9 protein-coding genes are annotated in these 19568 nt (G+C 70.0%); 6 read left to right on the top strand and 3 right to left on the bottom strand.

What is annotated here, in order from left to right:
* The first annotated feature begins 2 nt into the window (after positions 1–2).
* The 5 genes from ACIBVN_RS03260 to ACIBVN_RS03280 are packed head-to-tail and all read left to right on the top strand — an operon-like array spanning position 3 to position 15546.
* The gene (locus ACIBVN_RS03260; protein WP_397132125.1) at positions 3–9302 is read left to right on the top strand and encodes an amino acid adenylation domain-containing protein; all 9300 of its coding nucleotides are present in this window, start codon (positions 3–5) and stop codon (positions 9300–9302) included.
* Positions 9299–11077 (top strand): ABC transporter ATP-binding protein, encoded by a 1779-nt coding sequence (locus ACIBVN_RS03265; RefSeq protein ID WP_397132127.1) that lies wholly within the window; start codon positions 9299–9301, stop codon positions 11075–11077. Before ACIBVN_RS03260 ends, ACIBVN_RS03265 begins: the two co-directional genes overlap by 4 nt.
* Entirely contained in the window at positions 11074–12840 is a 1767-nt protein-coding gene (locus tag ACIBVN_RS03270; protein WP_397132129.1) for an ABC transporter ATP-binding protein, read from the top strand. The genes ACIBVN_RS03265 and ACIBVN_RS03270 overlap by 4 nt, the downstream gene beginning before the upstream one ends.
* Before the next feature lie 8 nt (positions 12841–12848).
* Positions 12849–14657, top strand: coding sequence for an asparagine synthase (glutamine-hydrolyzing) (gene asnB / locus ACIBVN_RS03275; RefSeq protein ID WP_397132131.1), 1809 nt, complete (start codon positions 12849–12851; stop codon positions 14655–14657).
* A gap of 25 nt (positions 14658–14682) precedes the next feature.
* On the top strand, positions 14683–15546 hold the full coding sequence (locus ACIBVN_RS03280; RefSeq protein ID WP_397132133.1) for an alpha/beta fold hydrolase: 864 nt from the start codon (positions 14683–14685) through the stop codon (positions 15544–15546).
* On the opposite strand, the gene ACIBVN_RS03285 is transcribed toward ACIBVN_RS03280, so the two are convergent.
* From ACIBVN_RS03285 to ACIBVN_RS03295, 3 genes are read right to left on the bottom strand one after another with little or no spacing between them, the layout of a single operon-like run.
* Entirely contained in the window at positions 15479–16240 is a 762-nt protein-coding gene (locus ACIBVN_RS03285) for an aspartate/glutamate racemase family protein (RefSeq protein ID WP_397132135.1), read from the bottom strand. The two genes, ACIBVN_RS03280 and ACIBVN_RS03285, sit on opposite strands and share 68 nt — an antisense overlap.
* Before the next feature lie 31 nt (positions 16241–16271).
* Complete coding sequence (locus tag ACIBVN_RS03290) at positions 16272–17912, bottom strand: PhpK family radical SAM P-methyltransferase (protein ID WP_397132137.1); 1641 nt, start codon at positions 17910–17912, stop codon at positions 16272–16274.
* Positions 17913–17924: 12 nt separating this feature from the next.
* Positions 17925–18890, bottom strand: coding sequence for a helix-turn-helix domain-containing protein (locus ACIBVN_RS03295; RefSeq protein WP_397132139.1), 966 nt, complete (start codon positions 18888–18890; stop codon positions 17925–17927).
* A 374-nt stretch (positions 18891–19264) separates the two neighbouring features.
* Here ACIBVN_RS03295 and ACIBVN_RS03300 point away from each other — a divergent pair, with 374 nt between their 5' ends.
* Positions 19265–19486, top strand: coding sequence for a hypothetical protein (locus ACIBVN_RS03300; protein WP_397132141.1), 222 nt, complete (start codon positions 19265–19267; stop codon positions 19484–19486).
* Positions 19487–19568: the final 82 nt, after the last annotated feature.

Consider the following 19568-nt stretch of genomic DNA (forward strand, 5'->3'; position numbering starts at 1 on the left):
GGATGACCGCGTCCCACGAAGTCGTCGAGGGATTCCGGCTCTCGTCGCAGCAAGCCACCCTGTGGCTTTCCGGAGGGCAGGACAGCGTCCTCGGCTGCCGGCTCGCGTTGAGCGGGCCGATCGACGTCCGAGCCCTGCGGCGGGCGATCGAGCACGTCACACGGCGGCACGAGATCCTGCGCACCTGCTTTCGGCGCCTGCCCGCCATGGCCCTCCCGCTTCAGGTGGTCCAGGCCGACATGCCCGCTCGCTGGCACGAGGAGGGGCTCGGCACCACCACGCCCGACCTCGCGGAGGGTCCCGTGCTCACGGCGGGGATCACCGTTGACTCGCCCTCGTCGGCCCGGTTGGACCTGCGGCTTCCCGCCATGAACACCGACGCCGGGGGCATGGTCAACCTGGTGGAAGCGATCTGCCGGACCTACCGGGAGCTCCGGTCGGGCGATCGGCTGTCGCCGTCAGAGGCGGTCCAGTACGTCCAGTACTCCGAATGGCAGCACGGGCACGCCCGGGAGACGGAGGACGGTGAACGGTACTGGAAGGGGTTAGAGGAGCGGGACACCGACGCGGCGTGGCCGCTCCCCACGACGCCGGAATCCGTTGCCGACCGGCTCAGGGGGGCCGTCACCTGGTCGCTGCCCGCCGACGTCGTCCGCGAACTGGACGGGCGCGCCCGTGACGCGGGCGCCGAGCCGTCCGACGTGCTGTTCGCGGCTTGGACGGCCCTGCTTTCGCGGATGGCGGGCAGGGACGTGGTCGTGCACGGTGTGGTCGACGCCCGCACGTTCGACGAACTGCGCGATGCGATCGGCCCCTTCTCGCTCAGGCTGCCCGTCAGGGTCGGCGCCGCCGCGGACCTGTCCTTCGAGCACCTCCTCGGCGAGATCGCCGCGACGCTCGACGAACACCGCGCCTGGCTGGAACACGCGCCCGCCACGGCGGCCAGCCGGCCGATCGTCTTCGAGCACCTGCGCCATCCCGCCATGTTCGACCTCGGCGACGCCCGCGCCGCCATCGTGGGTCTCGACGCCCACCTGCCCGGGGAATCGCTCCGCCTGACGTGCCGGCGCGCCGGCGACGCCGTGACCCTCGATTTCGGTTACGACCTCGCCGTCATGGGGCATCGCGACGCCGCACGCGTCGCCGAGATGTACGTCACCCTGTTGAGGTCCGCGCTCGACACGCCCGCCTCCCCGGTCGGCGCCCTGCGCTGGCTGGGCGACCACCAGCGGCGCGAGGTGCTCGACGCGTTCAACCCGCCGATCGCGCCCGTGACCGGACAGAGCTTCAAGGACCTCTTCGAGGCCCAGGTCAGGCGGTCACCCGAGGCGGTGGCCGTCAGATGCGCGGGCGAGACGCTCACTTACGCCGAGCTCAACCGCCGGGCCAACGCCCTCGCCGCGCGCTTGCGCGAGGCCGGCGTCGAGGGGGGCGCGCCGGTCGCGATGTGCCTGGAGAGCTCGGTGCCGGCGCTGGTGGGGATCGTCGGCATCCTCAAGGCCGGGGGCGCCTACATGCCCGTCGACCCCGCAGACCCCGTCGATCGGCAGCTTTCCGTTCTGCGGCACGCGGACGCCGCCGCGGTCGTGGGTGGAGCGCACCTCGCCGGGCGGCTCCCCGATGGCATGGCGCACCTGCCCGAGGTGGCCGCCGACGACGCGGAGCACTCCGACCCCCTGATCGAGGTGCGCGATTGCGAGGCCGCGTACATCATCCACACCTCAGGCTCGACGGGGCGCCCCAAGGGCGTGGTGGTCGCCCACAGCAGCCTGGCCAACTACCTGACCTGGGTCAACGACACGCTGGTCGGCGATGTCGCCGTGCCGGCCGTCTCGCGGCTGACGTTCGACGCCTCTCTCAAGCAGGTCCTCGCGCCGCTCGTCCGGGGCGGCGACGTCTGGTTGCTTCCCCACGGCGTCACCGCCGACCCAGACCACCTCTATCGCGTGCTGCGCGACCATGAGGGCCCCGTCGGGTTCAACGGCGTGCCGTCTCTGTGGCAGGCGCTGATCGACGTGGCCTCCACCGACCCCGGCGTGCCCTTCGGCGGCCGGCTGACCCGCGTGATGCTCGGTGGTGACACGCTGCCGCCGCGCCTGGTCGAGCGGACGCGCGCCGTACTGCCCGGCGTCGAGGTGTGGAACCTCTACGGGCCTACGGAGGCGACGGCGAACGCCGGCGCGGGCCCCGTCGAGCCAGGGGAGACCGTCACCATCGGGCGGCCGATCGCCAACACGCAGATCTACCTGCTCGACCGCGACCTCGAACCGGTGCCCGTCGGGTTGGCGGGCCGGCTCCATGTCGGCGGGGCGGGTGTGGCCCGCGGCTACGTGGGCCTTCCCGCCGAGACCGCCGAGCGGTTCGTGCCCCACCCGTTCTCCGACCTGCCTGGGGCGCGCCTGTACGACACGGGGGATCTCGCGAGGTTCACCACCGACGGCCGGCTGGAGTTCCTGGGCCGCGACGACCTGCAGATCAAGCTCTACGGCTTCCGCATCGAGCTGGAAGGCGTTGAGGCGAGCCTGCGGCTGCTGCCCGGAGTGCGCGACGCCGCCGTCGCGCTGAAAGAGTCGCCAGACGGCGGACGCCGCCTGCTCGGGTACCTCGTGCCGGAGAGCGGTGCCCGGCTCGCCGTGCCGAGCCTGCGCGAGCGGATCCTGGACCTGCTGCCCGGCTACATGGTGCCCGCGGAACTCACTGTGGTCGAGGCGCTGCCGCTGACACCGACCGGCAAGCTCGACCGGCGGGCGCTCACCGAACTCGTCTCTGGCACCACGGCGGCGGACGGCGCTGCGGCGCCCCGCACTTTCGTCGAGGACCAGCTGATCGGCATCTGGAGCATGCTGCTCGGACACGACCGCATCGGCTTGGACGACGGCTTCTTCGCGATGGGCGGGCACTCGCTGCTGGTCATCCGGCTGATGTCGCGCGTGCACGAAGTCTTCGGGGTCGAGCTCCCGCCCCGGGCCCTCTTCCGCGCCCCCACCCTGCGCGCCCTCGCCGCGCTCGTGGAGGCGGCGATGGCGGAGCGGCGCGAACCCAGGACGCCCGCCCTCGCCCCGGCCCCAGCAGACAGGGAGCCTGCGCTCTCCTTCGGCCAGGAGCGGCTGTGGATCCTGGAGCAGATGGAGCCGGGCAGCCCGCGCCACAATGTGCTGGCGACCCGGCGCATCGTCGGAACGGTCGCTCCAGAGGCGGTGCGGGAGGCTCTCGACGAGATCGTGCGACGGCACGAGGTGCTGCGGACGGGATTCCTCAGCGTGGACGGCATGCCCCGGCTCGTCGTCCACGATCGCGTGCACGTGGCGCTGGACGTGGTCGATGACCACGACGACCTCGCCCGCCTGGCGAGCGTGCCCTTCGACCTCGCCCGCCCTCCGCTGCTCAGGGCGGTGCTGCTGCGCGAAGGCCCCCAGGAGGCGGTGCTCGTGCTCATCGTGCATCACATCGCCTGCGACGGGTGGGCGAAGACGGTCCTGCTGTCGGAGTTCGCCGAACTCTACGGGGGGATGCTCACCGGCGTGCCGGCGGACCTTCCCGCCCTGCCGGTGCAGTACTCGGACTTCGCCGCCTGGCAGCGCGATCGGCTCACCGACGAGGTCCTGGTCGAGCAGCTCGCCTACTGGCGCGAGCGGCTGGACGGCGCGCCGACGCTGCGGCTCGCCACCGACCGGCACCGCCCCGCACGGCGCCTGTACAAGGGAGGCGCCGTACGCAGGGCTCTGCCGGACGAGACGACACGGGCCCTCCGCCGGCTGTCCGTCGAGCACGGCGCGACCCTGGTGATGACCACGCTCACCGCCTTCGCGATCCTGCTTGCGCGCTACTCGGGCCAGCGGGACATCGTGGTCGGCACGCCCGCCGCCAATCGCAACAGGGTCGAGCTGGAGAACCTGATCGGCTTCTTCGTCAACACGATCGCGCTGCGCATGGACCTCTCCGGCGACCCGAGCTTCGCCGAACTGCTCGACCGCGGCAGAGAGGTGGCCCTCGCCGCCTACGCCAACCAGGATCTCCCCTTCGAGAAGCTGGTCGAGGAGCTCCAGCCGGAGCGGGACCTGTCGAGGTCGCCGATCTTCCAGGTGATGTACGTCCACGTGCCTCCAGGAGCGCCGGAGGTGGCCCTCGGAGAGGGCACCCGGCTGGAACCCGCCGACGTCGAGCCCGGCACGGCCCTGTTCGACCTCAACCTCTCCGTGCTCGAGAATCCCGGCGGGCTCGAACTCAACCTCAACTTCGACGCGGAGCTCTTCGACGCCGCCACCGCCGAGCGGATGCTGGCGCACCTGGAGGAGATCCTGCGGGCTGTCGCCGAGGACCCGGCGCGACGCCTTTCCGCGCTGCCGTCCGTCCCCGAGGCGGACCGGTCCCGCATCGCCGAGTGGAGCGGCACGGCCGAGCCTGCCGCCGCTGACGAGTGCCTGCACCAGCTCATCGAGGCCCAGGCGGAGCGCACGCCCGACGCGGTGGCGGTTGAATTCGACGGCGGCAGTCTCACTTACCGCGAGGTGAACGAGCGCGCCAACCGTCTGGCCCACCGTCTGTCCGCCCTCGGCGTGGGCCCGGAGACGCTGGTGGCCGTGTGCGCCGAGCGGTCGAGCGAACTGGTCGTCGGGCTGCTGGCCGTGCTCAAGGCGGGCGGGGCCTACGTGCCCGTGGACCCGGGCGATCCCGCCGACCGGGTGGCCGCGCTGCTGACCGACGTGTCGCCGGCGCTCGCGCTCACCGACCGCGCCGGCCGGGAGAAGGCCGCGGGATGGCCGGGCATGACCGTGCCGCTGGATGACGCCGGCTCCGGCGCGGGGCCCGCCATGAACCCTGACGTCACGGTCGATCCGGACAACGCGGTATACGTCATCTTCACTTCGGGATCCACCGGAAAACCGAAGGGCGCGGTCAACACCCACCGCGCCGTCTGCAACGAGCTGCGCCGGATGCAGGACGTCCACCGGCTCGACGGCTCCGACGCCGTGCTGCTCAAGACGCGCCTCACCTTCGACGTCTCGGTGTGGGAGTATTTCTGGCCGCTCACCGCGGGCGCCAGGATCGTGGTCACCACGCCTCAAGGGCATCTGGACCCGCATCACCTCGCCCGGGTGATCGAGACGCGCGGGGTGACGACCGCGCAGTTCGTCCCCACGATGCTGCGAGCGTATCTCGACTCGGGCGCGCCCTCGCTCGACCGCCTGCGCAGGGTCCTGTGCATAGGTGAGGCGCTGCCGTACGACCTGCGGGACCGCTTCTTGACTGCCTATCCGGGGGTCCGCCTGTTCAACCTGTACGGCCCGGCGGAGGCCGCGATCCACGTGACCGACCACGAATGCGAGATCGAATCCGGGCAGCGCCCGGTGCCCATCGGCCGGTTCATTCCCAACACCGCCGTTCATTTGCTCGACCTGGATCTTTCGCCGGTCCCTGTCGGGGTGCCGGGAGAGCTCTACATCGGTGGCGCCTGCCTGGCGCGGGGCTACCTGAACGCGCCGCGCCTCACCGCCGAGCGGTTCGTGCCTGATCCGTTCGGTGAGACGCCAGGGGCGCGCCTGTACGCCACCGGAGATCTGGCCAGATACCGGCCTGACGGCGAGCTCGAGTTCCTCGGCAGGATCGACCACCAGCTCAAGATCAGAGGACATCGGGTCGAGCCCGGCGAGGTCGAGGCCGCCCTGATGCGCCTGCCGGGCGTGGCCGAGGCGCTGGTGGCGCCGTTCTCCGACGCGTCGGGCACGGCGCTGGCCGCCTATGTGACGCCCGCCGGTGGCGCCGAGCTCTCTGCCGCTCGCGTGCGGGAGGAGCTCGGGCGCGACCTGCCGGCCCACATGATCCCCCGCCATGTCACCGTGCTGCCCGAGCTGCCGCGGTCGGCCAATGGGAAGCTCGACAGGAAGGCTCTGCCGGAACCCGGCCCTCGGCCGGACGGCGACGCACGCCTCGAGCCGGCGCCCCGCGACGGGCTGGAGACCCGCCTCGCCAAGATTTGGGAGGAGCTCCTCGACATCAGCCCCATCGGCGTCGACGACGACTTCGTGCGGCTGGGCGGGCACTCCCTGCTGATGATCCGGCTGGCCTCGCGCGTCAGGGACGCCTTCGGCGTGGAGCTGTCGCCCCTGGCGGTGATCGAGACGCCGAGACTCGCCGACTACGCCGAGCGCCTGCGCCGGGAGACCGGCGCGCCGGTCGGCCCGCCCGCCCGGCGGCTGCTGACCGATCTCAGCCACGCCCAGGAACGGCTGTGGTTCGCGAGCCAGGTGCAGCCCGGCAACGCCGTCTTCAACATCGCCGCCGCGTGGAAGGTGGACGGCGACATCGACGCCGCCGTGGCGGAGCGCGCGATCGCCGCCGTCGCCGCCAGGCACCAGACGCTGCGCTCGGCCTTCGTGATGGTCGGCGGAGAGCCCAAGGCCCGCGTGGAGGACGCCGTCACCGTGCCCGTTCAGGTCGCCGACCTGCGCGGCCGAGCCGACCGGGCCGACGAGTGGCTGCGAGAGTTCGGCCGTGCCGCCTTCGACCTCGGGACGCCCCCGTTGCTTCGCACCGCGCTGGTGCGAACGGCCGAGCACGAGTGGGTCCTCGCCGTCGTGATGCACCATATCGTCGGCGACGCCTGGTCGATCGACGTGTTCATCCGCGACTTCGCCGAGTCGTATCGACGGATCACGGCTGGGGACGCCCCCGACCTGGCCCCGCTGCCCGCGCAGTACGCCGATTTCGCCGCGTGGCAGCGGCGGCTGCTGCGGGGCGCGGACTTCGATCGCCAGCTCGCCTTCTGGCGGAGCCGTCTCGACGGAGCGCCCGCGCTCGAGCTGGTAACCGACCGACCCCGGCCGGAGGCCCCATCGCGCCGCAGCGGGCGAGCTCGCCTGACGCTTCCGCAACCCGTGCTCGAGGCGGTGCGAGAGACCTCCGCGCGACTGGGCGTGACGTCGCACATGTCCCTGATGGCGGCGCTGTCCGCGCTGCTCGGCCGATACAGCGGACAGACCGACTTCACGATCGGCGTCCCCGTCACGAACCGGACCAGGACCGAGTTCGAAGGGCTCGTGGGCTGTTTTGTCAACACGCTCGCCATCCGTGCCGACCTGTCCGGGGATCCCAGCTTTGCCGAGCTCGTCGGTCGGACACGTGACATGGCCATGAGCGCGTACGAGCATCAGGACATCCCGCTGGAAAGGGTCATCGAGGAGCTTCGCCCCGCACGCGAGGGGGCACGCTCGCCGCTCTTCCAGGTGCTGTTCCAGTTCATGCCGCGCCAGGAAGCGGCCCTCGAGCTGCCGGGCGCCACCTTGCGTCAGGTGGCGGCGGACACCGGCACGACCTTCTACGACCTGCGGCTGCTCGCCCTGGAGGAGCTCGACGGGCTGCACCTGATCCTGACTTACGACCGCGACCTGTTCGAGCCCGCGACGGCCGAGCGGATGGTAGCCGACCTCGGCGCGTTCGTCACCGCCGCGACGTCACGCCCCGACACGCCGATGTCGCGTCTGTCGTGGTCCGCCGGCAACCAGCCAGACCGGCGGGATGACGCGCGCGCGACGGCTTCGGTGGCGCTGGTCCACCGGCGGTTCGACGACCAGGTGCGAAAGACCCCCGACGCGGCGGCAGTGACGCACAACGGCCGCACCGTGAGCTACCGCGAGCTCGACGAGCTCGCCACGCGGATGGCGGCGCGGCTGCGCGCGTACGGTGCCGGGCCTGGTGCGCTCGTCGGTGTCATGCTGGAACGCTCGGTGGAGCTGATCGCCGGCGTGTTGGCCGTGCTGAGAACGGGAGCGGCCTATCTCCCGCTGGACCCGGGCTACCCCGCGGAACGCACGAGGCTCGTGCTCTCCGACGCGGAGCCCGCCATGCTGCTGACCACACGGTCGCTGGCCGAGCAGGTCGGCGGCTCGCCACCCGTGATCGTGGACGTCGAGGCAGAGGACGTCGAAGCCCAATCCGGCGGCATCAGCGCGGTCTCGCCGCAGGACGCCGCCTACGTGATCTACACGTCGGGCTCCACGGGCCGGCCGAAAGGCGTCGTGGTGACCCATCACAACCTGGCGCAGTCGACCGCCGCGCGCGTGGATCACTATGGATCGCCGGTGGACACCTTCCTGCTGCTTTCCTCCATCGCCTTCGACAGCTCGGTGGCCGGCCTGTTCTGGACGCTCTGCACCGGCGGACGGCTGGTGCTTCCCGGCGAGGGCGGCCTGGGCGACGCCGGGGGGATAGCCTCCCTCATCGAACGGGAGCGGGTCACGCACGTGCTGAGTGTGCCTTCCCTCTACGCCGCCCTGCACGACGTGACCGCGCCGCCGCGGCTCCGGTCGCTGCGCGTGGTGATCGTGGCGGGGGAGACCGTGCCGCCCCGGCTGCCCAAGACGCACCACGATCGACTGCCCGATGCCGCGCTCTGGAATGAGTACGGCGTCACCGAGGCCGGCGTGTGGAGCTCGGTCGGCGAATGCCCGCCCGGCGTGCATCTCGACCCCATCCCCGCCGGACGGCCGATCGCCGGCACCACGCTCCACATCCTCGACGACCGGCTGACGCCGGTTCCCGTCGGGGCCGTCGGTGAGCTGCACATCGGCGGCGCGGGAATCGGGCGCGGCTACCTGCGGCGCCCCGCCCTGACCGCCGAGCGGTTCGTCCCTGATCCGTTCTCCACGACCCCGGGGGCGCGCCTGTACCGTACGGGCGACATGGCGAGGCTGCGACCGGACGGCTCGCTGGTGCTGTGCGGGCGCGCGGACAACCAGGTGAAGGTCCGCGGCCACCGCATCGAGCCGGAGGAGGTCGAGGCGGTCCTGCGGGCGTGTCCCGGCGTGCGCGACGCCGTGGTCGCGCTCACCGGCGATACCCTCGGTGCCCATGTCGTCGCCGAGCCTGGTGCGGTCATCGCCGTGGACGAGCTGCGCGCCCGGTTGCGCGCCCGGTTGCCCGAGCCCCTGGTGCCGGGCGTTTTCGCGGTGGTGGACGAGCTGCCGAGAACCCCCAACGGCAAGGTGGACCGCACCGCGCTGGCCGCGCTCCACCCCGGGCGCGACGGCGTGCGCGACCGGTTCCAGGCCCCGCGCAGCGAACTCGAAGATCAGCTCGCGGGCCTGTGGGCGGAGCTGTTCGATGTTCCGTCGATCGGTGTCAACGACGACTTCTTCGAGCTCGGCGGGCACTCACTGCTGGCACTGCACCTGTTCGCCAGAATTGAGGACTCCTTCCAAGTGAAACTTCCCATGCACATCCTGTTCGACGCGCCCACCGTCGCCGAGCTGGCGGACCGCGTGGCGCACGCGCTCGCCGGGCATGCTGTCGAGGGCGGATCGTGACCGCCTTCGACGCCCGGGCAACCGGTTTGTGGCGGGCAGCGGCCTCGTCGGTGCAGTGGTCACTGTTCCGCGCCTACGCCCGCCCCGAGCGGCGACGGCTGACTGTCCTCGGCACGCTCCTGCTCGGCGCGACGCTCTTGCAGGTGGGCGCGCCGCAGATCGTCCGTCACTACATGGACGGCGTCGCCGGCGGGCTGATCGAGCCGCTCGTCATGCTGGCGGTCGCCTACCTGGCCACCGCGTTCGTGCTCCAGGCACTGCGCATCACTGCCACGTACGTCGGGGAGAAGGCGGCGTGGACGATGACCAACCTGGTACGGCTCGACCTGACCAGGCACTGCCTGAGTCAGGACATCCGGTTCCAGCGCGACCACACGCCGGGCGAGCTCATCGAACGAGTGGACGGAGACGTGACCTCGCTGGCCAACTTCCTGTCCAACGCCTTCCTGCTCATCCTCAGCAACGCCCTGCTCCTGCTCGGCGTGTTCGTCTCGCTGTTCCTCACCGACTGGCGCATCGGCCTGACCCTGTTGCTCTACGCGATCTGCGCCATCGCCGTCCTGTCGAGGGTCCGCGACATCGCCGTCGGCTCTTGGGTGAAGGCGCGCGAGGCGAGCACCGAACTGTACGGGTACGTGGAGGAGCGGCTGGCGAGCACGGAGGAGATCCGCAGCAACGCCGCGGAGGGTCACGTTCTCGCGCGGTTGTCCGGTCTGGGCGGCGACGTCCTGACGTGGCAACGCCGGGCGCGGATGCGGTCGAACTCCATCTTTCTGTCGCTGCACGGGCTCTACCTGCTCGGGTACGGGGCGGCCCTCGCGGTCGGCGCCTACCTGTTCACCAACGGAGAAGCGACCATCGGGACGGTCTACCTCGTCGTCGCCTACACCAACGCCATCTACACCCCGCTCAACGAGGTCCGCGTGCAGATTCAGGACCTCCAACAGGCCAACGCGGGCGTACGTCGCGTCGCCGAGCTGTTCTCCCTGCGCCCGTCGGTGACCGACGGACCGGGGGAGAAGCCGCCGGAAGGCGCCCTCGCCGTGCGGTTCGACGGGGTGAGCTTCGCCTACGACCCGGACGCCCCTCCCGCGCTGCACGATGTGTCCTTCCACCTCGAACCGGGCGCCGTGCTGGGCGTGGTGGGCCGTACCGGCAGCGGCAAGACGACGCTCGCCCGCCTGCTGTCGCGGATGTACGACGCCACGGAGGGAAGCGTCCGCGTCGGCGGGGTGGACGTCCGCCGGATGGCCCTGGCCGATCTGCGCGATCGGATCGGCATCGTCACTCAGGACACCCAGCTTTTCGAGGGCACCCTCCGCGACAACCTCACGCTGTTCGACGAGAGCATCGGCGACGAGGAGATCCTTGGCGCGGCCGACCGGCTGGGGATCCGGCAATGGCTCGAACGGCTTCCCGGCGGACTCGACACGCGGATCGAGTCGGGTGGGCGCGGTCTGTCCGCCGGCGAGGCGCAGTTCGTCGCGCTGTGCCGGATCATGCTGAGGGACCCGAGCGTGATCGTGCTCGACGAGGCGTCGGCGCGGCTCGACGCGGCCACCGAGCACCTCCTGCAGGAGGCGCTGGCCGCCGTGCACCACGGGCGCACCGTCATCGTCATCGCGCATCGGCTCGCCACGCTCGCCCACGTGGACCAGGTGATGGTCCTGGAAGACGGCCGGGTCGTGGAGTTCGGCCCCCGTGACACGCTGATGGCCGACCCCGGATCCCGCCTGCGTCGTCTGGCCCGCGACCCCGCACAGGAGCTGCTGTGACACTTCGGTTCATCTGGCGCCTGATCGCCCGCCACCCCTGGGTCTACTCGGGCCTGCTGCTGTGCTTGGGCCTGTTCCTGGTCGGCAGGCTGATACCGGGGTTCATGGAACGCGCCTTCTTCGACGCGCTCACGCATCAGGCCGAGGCGGCCTGGAATCCCTGGTCCATCGTGGCCCTGATGGTCAGCTTGGAGCTGGCCCGGCTGATGCTGTCGCTGGGCGGCGCGATCACGGACGCGACCGTCCAGTACTCTTCGGCGAGGCTGATCCAGGGCAACCTGATGCGCCGGATCCTGCGGCGTCCGGGTGCGGTGGCCGTGCGGGATTCGCCCAGCGCGACGCTCAGCCGGTTCCGCGACGACGTGCAAGACATCATCGTCTTCCTCACCGCGCCGGTCACGCTGCTCGGCACTCTCGTGTTCTCCGTGATCGCGGTGTGGATGATGATCCAGATCAGCCTCCAGCTCACCTTGGTCGTGGTGCTCCCGCTGGTGGCCGTGATCGCCGCGGCCACCGTGGCGAACGCCCGGGTGCAGCGTTACCGGCTGGACAGCAGGGAGGCCACGGCCCGCATCACCGGCTTCCTCGGCGAGTTGTTCGGCGCTGCCCAGCTGGTCAAGCTGTACGGCGCCGAGCGGCACATGCTGCGCAGGTTCGGCGAGCTCAACGATCAACGGCAGCGGGCCGCGGTGAAGGACGGTGTCTTCACGCAGGTGCTGAACTCCATCTTCTACAACGCCGTCGACCTCGGTATCGGGCTCGTCCTGCTGCTCGCCGCCGCCCCCATGGTCGGTGGCGAATTCAGCGTCGGCGACTTCGCGCTCTTCGACTACTACCTGTTCTTCGTCACCCGGCTGCCGCTGACCATGGGCCAGACGATGGTGCAGTATCGGCAGGCGGCCGTGGCGGCGGACCGGCTGATGAAGCTGGGCGACCTCGCCGACCCCGCCGAGCTCACCCGCGACGTCGCCGGTTCGGCGCCCGCGCCGGACCAACGCGCGCAGGGCCTGCGCGAGCTCAAGGTCACCGGTCTTTCCTACCGTTACCCCTCCTCGGAGGGTGGGATCACCGATGTCAGCTTGGTGCTCCAGCATGGCTCCTTCACCGTGGTGACCGGACGAGTCGGCTCGGGCAAGACCACCCTGCTGCGCGCCCTGCTCGGTCTGGTGCCGCGCGACGGAGGCGTGATCCACTGGAACGGCGAGGAGATCGAGGATCCCTCCAGCTTCCTGGTACCGCCGCGTGCTGCCTACACCCCGCAGACGCCGCGCCTGTGCAGCGACACGGTCAGGGACAACATCCTGCTGGGCCTCGCGGAGGACGACGTCGACCTGTCCACGGCGATCCACTCCGCCGCGCTCGACCACGACCTGCGGGAGGCGGTCGGGCTCGACACCATGGTCGGTCCGCGCGGGGCCAAGCTGTCGGGCGGGCAGGTGCAGCGCCTCGCGCTGGCCCGGATGCTGGTCCGTGACTCCGACCTTCTCGTCGTCGACGACCTCGCGAGCGCGCTCGACACCGAGACCGAGCGCAAGGTCATTGAGCGCCTGCGCGGCGGGCGCGAGGGCCGCACCTTCCTCGTCACCTCGCACCGTGCGCATGTGCTGGAGCAGGCAGACCGGATCATCGTGCTCCGCGATGGCATGGTCCATGCCGAGGGCACACTGCCCGAGCTGCTGGCCGACTGCCAGGAGATGCGGGACCTCTGGCGGGAGTTCACCGACGAGCAGAAGGCGGAGGGCGAGACCGCATGTGCGGGATAGCGGGCTGGGTGGACTATGCGGCGGATCTGACCCGCGAGCGGCCCGCCGTACACGCCATGGCCGAGACCATGGCCTGCCGGGGCCCCGACGACCACGGCGTCTGGGCGGACCGGCATGCGGCGCTCGGGCACCGGCGGCTGGCGGTGATCGACATCGCGGGCGGACGCCAGCCCATGGTGGCCTTTCGCGACGGTGTCGTCATGGCCGCCCTGACCTACAGCGGGGAGGTCTACAACCACGCCGAACTCCGGGCAGAGCTCAGCCGGCTGGGCCGGGAGTTCCGCACACGAAGCGACACCGAGGTGGTGCTCCAGGCGTACCTGGCCTGGGGCGAGGACTTCGTCGAACGGCTCAACGGCATGTACGCCTTCGCGCTGTGGGATCCGCCGCGCCGCCGGCTTCTGCTGGCACGCGACCGGCTGGGCGTCAAGCCGCTGTTCTACGCGCCCACGCCCACGGGGTTGTTGTTCGGATCGGAGCCGAAGGCCATCCTCGCCCACCCGCGTTTCGAACCTGCCGTCGACGTCGTGGGCCTGCGCGAGGTGCTCGCCCCGGTGCGGACGCCCGGAGCCAGTGTCTGGCGCGGAATCAACGAGGTACGACCCGGCACGATCGTGCTCGCCGATGAACGAGGCCGCCGCACGCGCGCCTACTGGCGGCTGCGCGCCGAGCCGTACGCGGGGGACGCGGACGCCGCGGCCTCGCGGACGCGAGAGCTTCTCGAAGACATCGTCGACCGGCAGATGGTCGCCGACGTGCCGATCGGGACGCTGTTGTCCGGCGGCCTCGACTCGAGCGCGATCACGGCGTTGGCGGCGCGCCGCGGGGCGGGGACCGTCCGCTCCTTCTCGGTCGAGTTCGACGGTCACGCGGAGAGCTTCCGGCCCGACGAGGAACGGCCCGACCTCGACGCGCCCTTCGTCGCGGACGTCGTCGCCCATGTCGGCTCCGAGCACTCCCGGGTGGTGCTGGACAGCGCCCGGCTGTTCGACCCGGCCATCCGCTCCGCCGTGCTGCGCGCCTACGACCAGCCGCCGCTGCAGGCCGACATGAGCACATCGCTGCACCTTCTGTTCCGCTCGGTGCGCGAGCACGCGACCGTCGCGCTCTCCGGCGAGGCAGCCGACGAGATCTTCGGCGGATACGGCTGGTTTCACGACTCGCGCAGCGTGGCGGCGGACACCTACCCGTGGGTGGCCGAGACCGGGCGGTTCCCCCGGTTCTCCGTTCTCCGCCCCGACCTCGACGCCCTTCTCGCCCTGGACGACCACCTCCGGCAGTCGTACCGGGACGCGCTGGCCGAGGTGCCGGCGCTTCCCGGCGAGGACGAGCACGGCCGGAGGATGCGCGAGATCACCTACCTGCACATCACCCGCTATGTGCCCGCCCTCCTGGAGCGCAAGGACCGGATGAGCATGGCCGTGGGGCTCGAGGTACGGGTGCCGTACTGCGATCACCGGCTGGTGGAGTTCGCCTTCAACCTGCCGTGGAAGCTCAAGGTCTTCGACGGACGAGAGAAGAGCGTGTTGCGCTCCGCGGTAGCCGACCTGCTGCCACGGTCGGTCCGCGACCGGCGCAAGAGCCATTACCCGACCACGCAGGACCGCCGGTACGTCGCGCTCGTCCGCGAGGAGTACGCGGACCTGATGTCCCGCCGGGACGCGCCGGTCTTCGACCTGGCCGATCCGCGCAAGCTCAAATGGCTCGCCGCCGACGTGGGCGGCAGCGGCAGCGAACTGTTCACCCGGCGGGCCCGCGAGCAGGTGCTCGCCCTGGACCGATGGCTGACGTCGTACCGGCCGCGGCTGTTGTTCTGAGTCAGTCCCCCTTTTGCGAGGTGTCATGGAACCGATGTCGGTCGACCTGCGCGCGCACGGTGCGCGCCCGCGCGGCCTCGGGCGCAGCCCTGTTCCGCTGCGCCCGGACGGCGACGGGGAGCCCTTGATCTGCGTCCATCCAGCGGGTGGCGGCGTCTTCTGCTACCAGGACCTCGCGAGATCCCCCGAGCTGGCCTTCCCCGTCTACGCGCTCCAGGCGGAAGGGCTGGAACCGGGGGAGCGACCGCTCGAAGGCATCGACGCACTGGCGGCCGAGTACCTGGAACGGGCGCGACCGCTCCATGGGGCGGGGGGATGGCGGCTGTGCGGGTGGTCGTTCGGCGGTCTGGTGGCCTACGAGATGGCGTGCCAGCTCGCCGACGCCGGGGAAGACGTGGAGATTCTCGCGATGCTGGATCCTCCGATCCGCACCGGATCCGACGAGCCGGCCACGGACGAGATCGGCGTGCTCGCCGATTTCCTGGAGTACTTCGCGGCGATCTCCGACCGGGAACCGGCGATGCGCCGCGAGGAGGTCGCGGCGCTCGACCCCGCCGTACGAAGATCGCGGGTGCTCTCGAGCATGCGCTCCGCCAGCCTGCTCCCACCGGGCGCGGGAGAGGAGCGCCTCAGCCGGATGCTGGACGTGTTCAGCTGCAACCGGCATGCGATGGTCGCATACCGGCCCCGGCCGTACCGCGGTGCGGCGCTGCTCTTCGTCACTGCCCAGCCCGGCAAGGCGCGCGCTGCCGGCGAACAGTGGGCGAGGTTGTGCCACGGCGGACTTCGGATCATCGAGATGCCGTGCGCGCACGTCGAGGTCATCCTGCGGCCTCACGTCGCCGCAGTGACCGCTGAGCTGATCCGGCTCGCCGGGTCAGCGGAGTGAGCCTGCGGACACACTCGGCGGCCAGGACGTTGAGGCTGTCGACTGCGACACCGGGATCGCCCGCGGCTTGCCACGCCAGCGACAGCTCGGTGCATCCGAGCAGGAACGGCAGTGGACGCGTGGCACGAAGCGCCCCGACCGCGATCGTCAGCGACCGGGCAGCCTCGGCGAGATCCCCCGCCTTGACAGCGCGCAGGCTGCGCTGCACGGCCGCCTGAGCACTGGAATCCGGGATAAGCAGGTCATATTCCTGCTCGGCGGCGTGCTTCTGGTAAAGACCGCACGCCACCGTGCCATCGGTCGCCATCAGCCATGCGCCCTCCGGGGCCCTGCGGGACGCGGCCGCGATGGCCGCCCGCACCGGGTGCACGACGGGCACGGGTAACTCGTGGCTGAACCGGTCGATGAAGGCGAACGCCGTGTTGCACGGCACCGCGAGCAGGTTGGCGCCCCACTCGTTCAGCAGGAGCAGCCGCGAGCGGATCAGGGCTGTGGGATCCGGCTGCCGCCCGGCAAGGGCCTCGGTCCTGTCGGGTATGTCCGGTTCGGACAGCAGCAACACCCGGGGGTGCTCCTGATCGGACCGGGCCGGCCACAGGCGCACGAAGACGCGGAGGAATTCGGCGCCCGCAGCCGGCCCCATACCGCCGAGCACACCGAGGGTGGGCAGAACGGATTCGGGTGACGGTGTCACGTGAGCTTCCGTGCCGGAGACGTGGCGGGCATCAGCGCGCGACGTGGGCGGCGGCCTGGTCGCGAACGGCCGCCGGAAGCGGGAACGCCGCCGCGGCCTTCAGCCGGGCCAGCAGCTCCTCGCCGATCTCGGATCGGCCAGGATCACTCAACTGCTCCCGGATGGCCGCGTTGAACGACTGCAGGTATTCCTTGATCTGGCGCATGGGCATGCCCTTGCGCTGCAAGTAGAACGTGCTCCACTGCTCGAACCCGAACTGCGGCATCCAGATCGGGTCGTCGACGGTCATGAAAATCCGCTCGATATGGCGGCACGCCTCCTTGGCCGTCATGGTGTCGTGTTCCCAGCTGAACCCGCCGCCGCGGATGCCGTACTCCTCCCTCTTGCTCCAGATGGGGGTCACCGGGTCGGCGTACCACAACTGAGCGCGGAAGAAGTCGGGGCGGCCCTCATCGAGCAGGCTGATGGTCTCCCCGACGGTGGCGTCCGTCTCACCGGGGAACCCGATGATGAGCGAGGCGTAGGTCGATATTCCGACGTCGCGGAACGATCGTAACGCCGACAGGTAGTCCGCCCGGCGGGCGGTCTTGTTCATCCGCTTGAGCTGGTCGTCGCTGCCAGACTCGATGCCGAGGAACACGCCTTCGCATCCCGCGGCCGCCATCAGCTCGATGGTCTCCCGGTCGCCGTGGTCGCTGCGGTAGTAGGAGTTCCAGCGAAATCCGTACCCTTTCTCGATCATCAGCCGCATGATGTCGCGGAACCGGTTCTTCGGCACGTTGAAGGTGTCGTCGATGAACGTGATGGTGTTGACGGGCCCGATCTCGGCGAGATGGTCAAGCTCGCGTTCGACGCACGACAGGTCCATGTAGGTGTACCGGCCCGCTCGCTTGGGGAACCCGCAGAAGGAGCAGGAGAACGGGCAGGACTTCGCGGTGCGGGTGGTGGCGAACTCGTTGAATGCCGCCGCCTGGAACAGGGTGTAATCGACCATGTTCTCCGTCAGGCCGTTCGACTCGGGCGCGCGGGGGGTGTGCACCCACTCTTCGCCGGCACGGATGACCAGGTTGTCTATCGCGCGGAGATCGCTGCCTGCGCGTAGCGCGCTCAGTACGCGGGTCAGCGCGAGCTCACCCTCCCGGTCGACCACCGCGATGTCCACTCCGAGGGCGGAGAGAGACCGGTTCATGATGGCTTTGCCGTGGGCCTCCAGATTCGTGATGTACGGTCCGCCGACGATGATCGGGACGTGCGGCGCGCAGGCGCGGACGAAGTCCACGATCTCGATGATCGGGTGCGGGGACACATACAGGGTCGTCGTGATGGCGACCGAGCCCACCTCGCCGCTCGTCAGCCGCTCCCGCAGCCGGTCCTTCTCCAGTTGGAAGAGATTGACATAGTCAAAAGCAAAACCGCGCCGCGCGAGAAAAGAGCCGAGGTACGTGATCACCGGCCACATGAAATCGGAGTTGTGAAAGCCGTGCGGGGGCACGGCGGCAGCGTCGGCGAGCTCGGACAACAGATCGAGAGCGCGATATCGCCGGCCGTTGTGGTGCACAAAGGCGAGCCGCACATCCTGGTAAGCGCCCGTTTCCAGGCCGCCGGCGGCGACCATGTTCACATAGGAGTCGAAATCGTAGTCGTTGAATCCGATGAGCATGCAGTCGACCATCGCCGACCTCCTTCACACCTGGGAATGGAACGCCCGGCAGCGGTAATCCCTGGGAGCGATGCCGTACACGGCGCGAAAGGCGCGGCTGAACGTCGCCGCGTGGGCGAATCCCCAACGGGAGGCGATGTCGTACACGGATGTCCCGGAAAGCTCGGGATCGGCGAGGTCGCGCCGTGCGTTCTCCAGCCGCTGGCCGCGGATCCAGACGGACACCGTCGTGCCCTGTATTTTGAAGAGTTGGTGCAAGTAGCTGAGGGAGATGTGGTGCGCCGCCGCGATCGTACGCGGGCTCAACCGCGGATCGTCCAAATGCTGCCGGATGAACTTCTCTATTTGCGCGACCATCCACTGCTGCCGGGTGCTCGGGTCTGGCCCGGGGTCGGCGTTGACCAGGTGGGCGAAGAACGCCGTCACCAGATCGAGCAGGATCTTCCCGAGCCGAGGGCCGTCGGCGGGCTGGTAAGACGCGGCGTCGGCGGTGAGCCGGGTGAGGAATCCGGCCAGCAGCGCGCCTACCCCGGCGCTGCCCGTGAGTCGGCGTCCGAGCACCTGATCCTCGCCACCCATCGGCAGCACCGCCAGCGAGACGGGCACCCTGGCGGTGACGATCCGACACGCCCCGTGCTCACCCGGCGCGTGGAAGGCCAAGCGGTCAAGGCGAGCGATGTCGTGCACGTACAGGTCGCCCGCCTCCAGTACGCTGTCTCGCCCGTCCCACGACGCCCGAACCGTGCCACGGATCGGCACCACCACTTCGTACATCCCGGAATGAACGAGTGCGGGCGACCGCACTGGCCGCCATATCCGCGGCGGTGCGAACGTGCCCGTCCCCACCCGCACCGCGCCTAGTTTCAATTCAAAGTCTGATTCTCTCCTTTTGGTGGCGAATTGCTCGTTGCGCACAGTTGAGGATCCTCCCCGATAAGCCCAGCCCAACGCTCGAAACGGGCGCGTGGAATAGCCTGTCCGGCCGCGCACATCTCGAGATTTGACCTTGCGGATTCAACCATGTGTTGAATATTGAATGGCGCATGACATCATCTATGGCTCTCCGGTGGAGGGATATAGAGATCCGCGCTCCCCCGCCCCGTGCAATAAGTCTTGACCGGGCGTGTGGGAAATGTCAAGGCATGAAAGTGGAGTCGTGGACATTCAGGCCACACGGTCGGGATAGGCATCGGTCGGTCCGCCGCCTGTCGTCGATGGATGAACCTGCCGGTGACGGTTGGTAAGTGGCTGCCGACGTAACGGTGACAGTCCCAATGCTCCTGTTACGCGAGAATGGTCATGAGACGTTGCTCCTCGGTGTTGATCGGCCGCCTCATGAGAGATGTGACATCGATATCAAGGATGTGACCTCGCGGGTGGGCAGGGTCATCGGCCGGCCCGCACCGGGTGTGGAGGACCCGGGTGGAGTGCAGAGCGCGAGCGCGAGTCCGGACCGAGCCGTCGGGGGCGACGTCGCGTCGTGCTTGGGCGGCGCGATCCGGCTGGAGTGCCACCGTCTGGGCAACCGCGACGGCGTGCGGGACTCGTACGAGGCCGTCGCCAGGGTAGTGTCCGAACTCACTTGACGATCAGATGGGCGTGAAGTGGATCACTTTCCGTGGCCGTCAATTAATGTCCGGATTCTGTGACACTCGACCCCTTGCGAGT

This window comes from Nonomuraea sp. NPDC049400 (assembly GCF_044466425.1).
Classification (GTDB): Bacteria; Actinomycetota; Actinomycetes; order Streptosporangiales; family Streptosporangiaceae; genus Nonomuraea.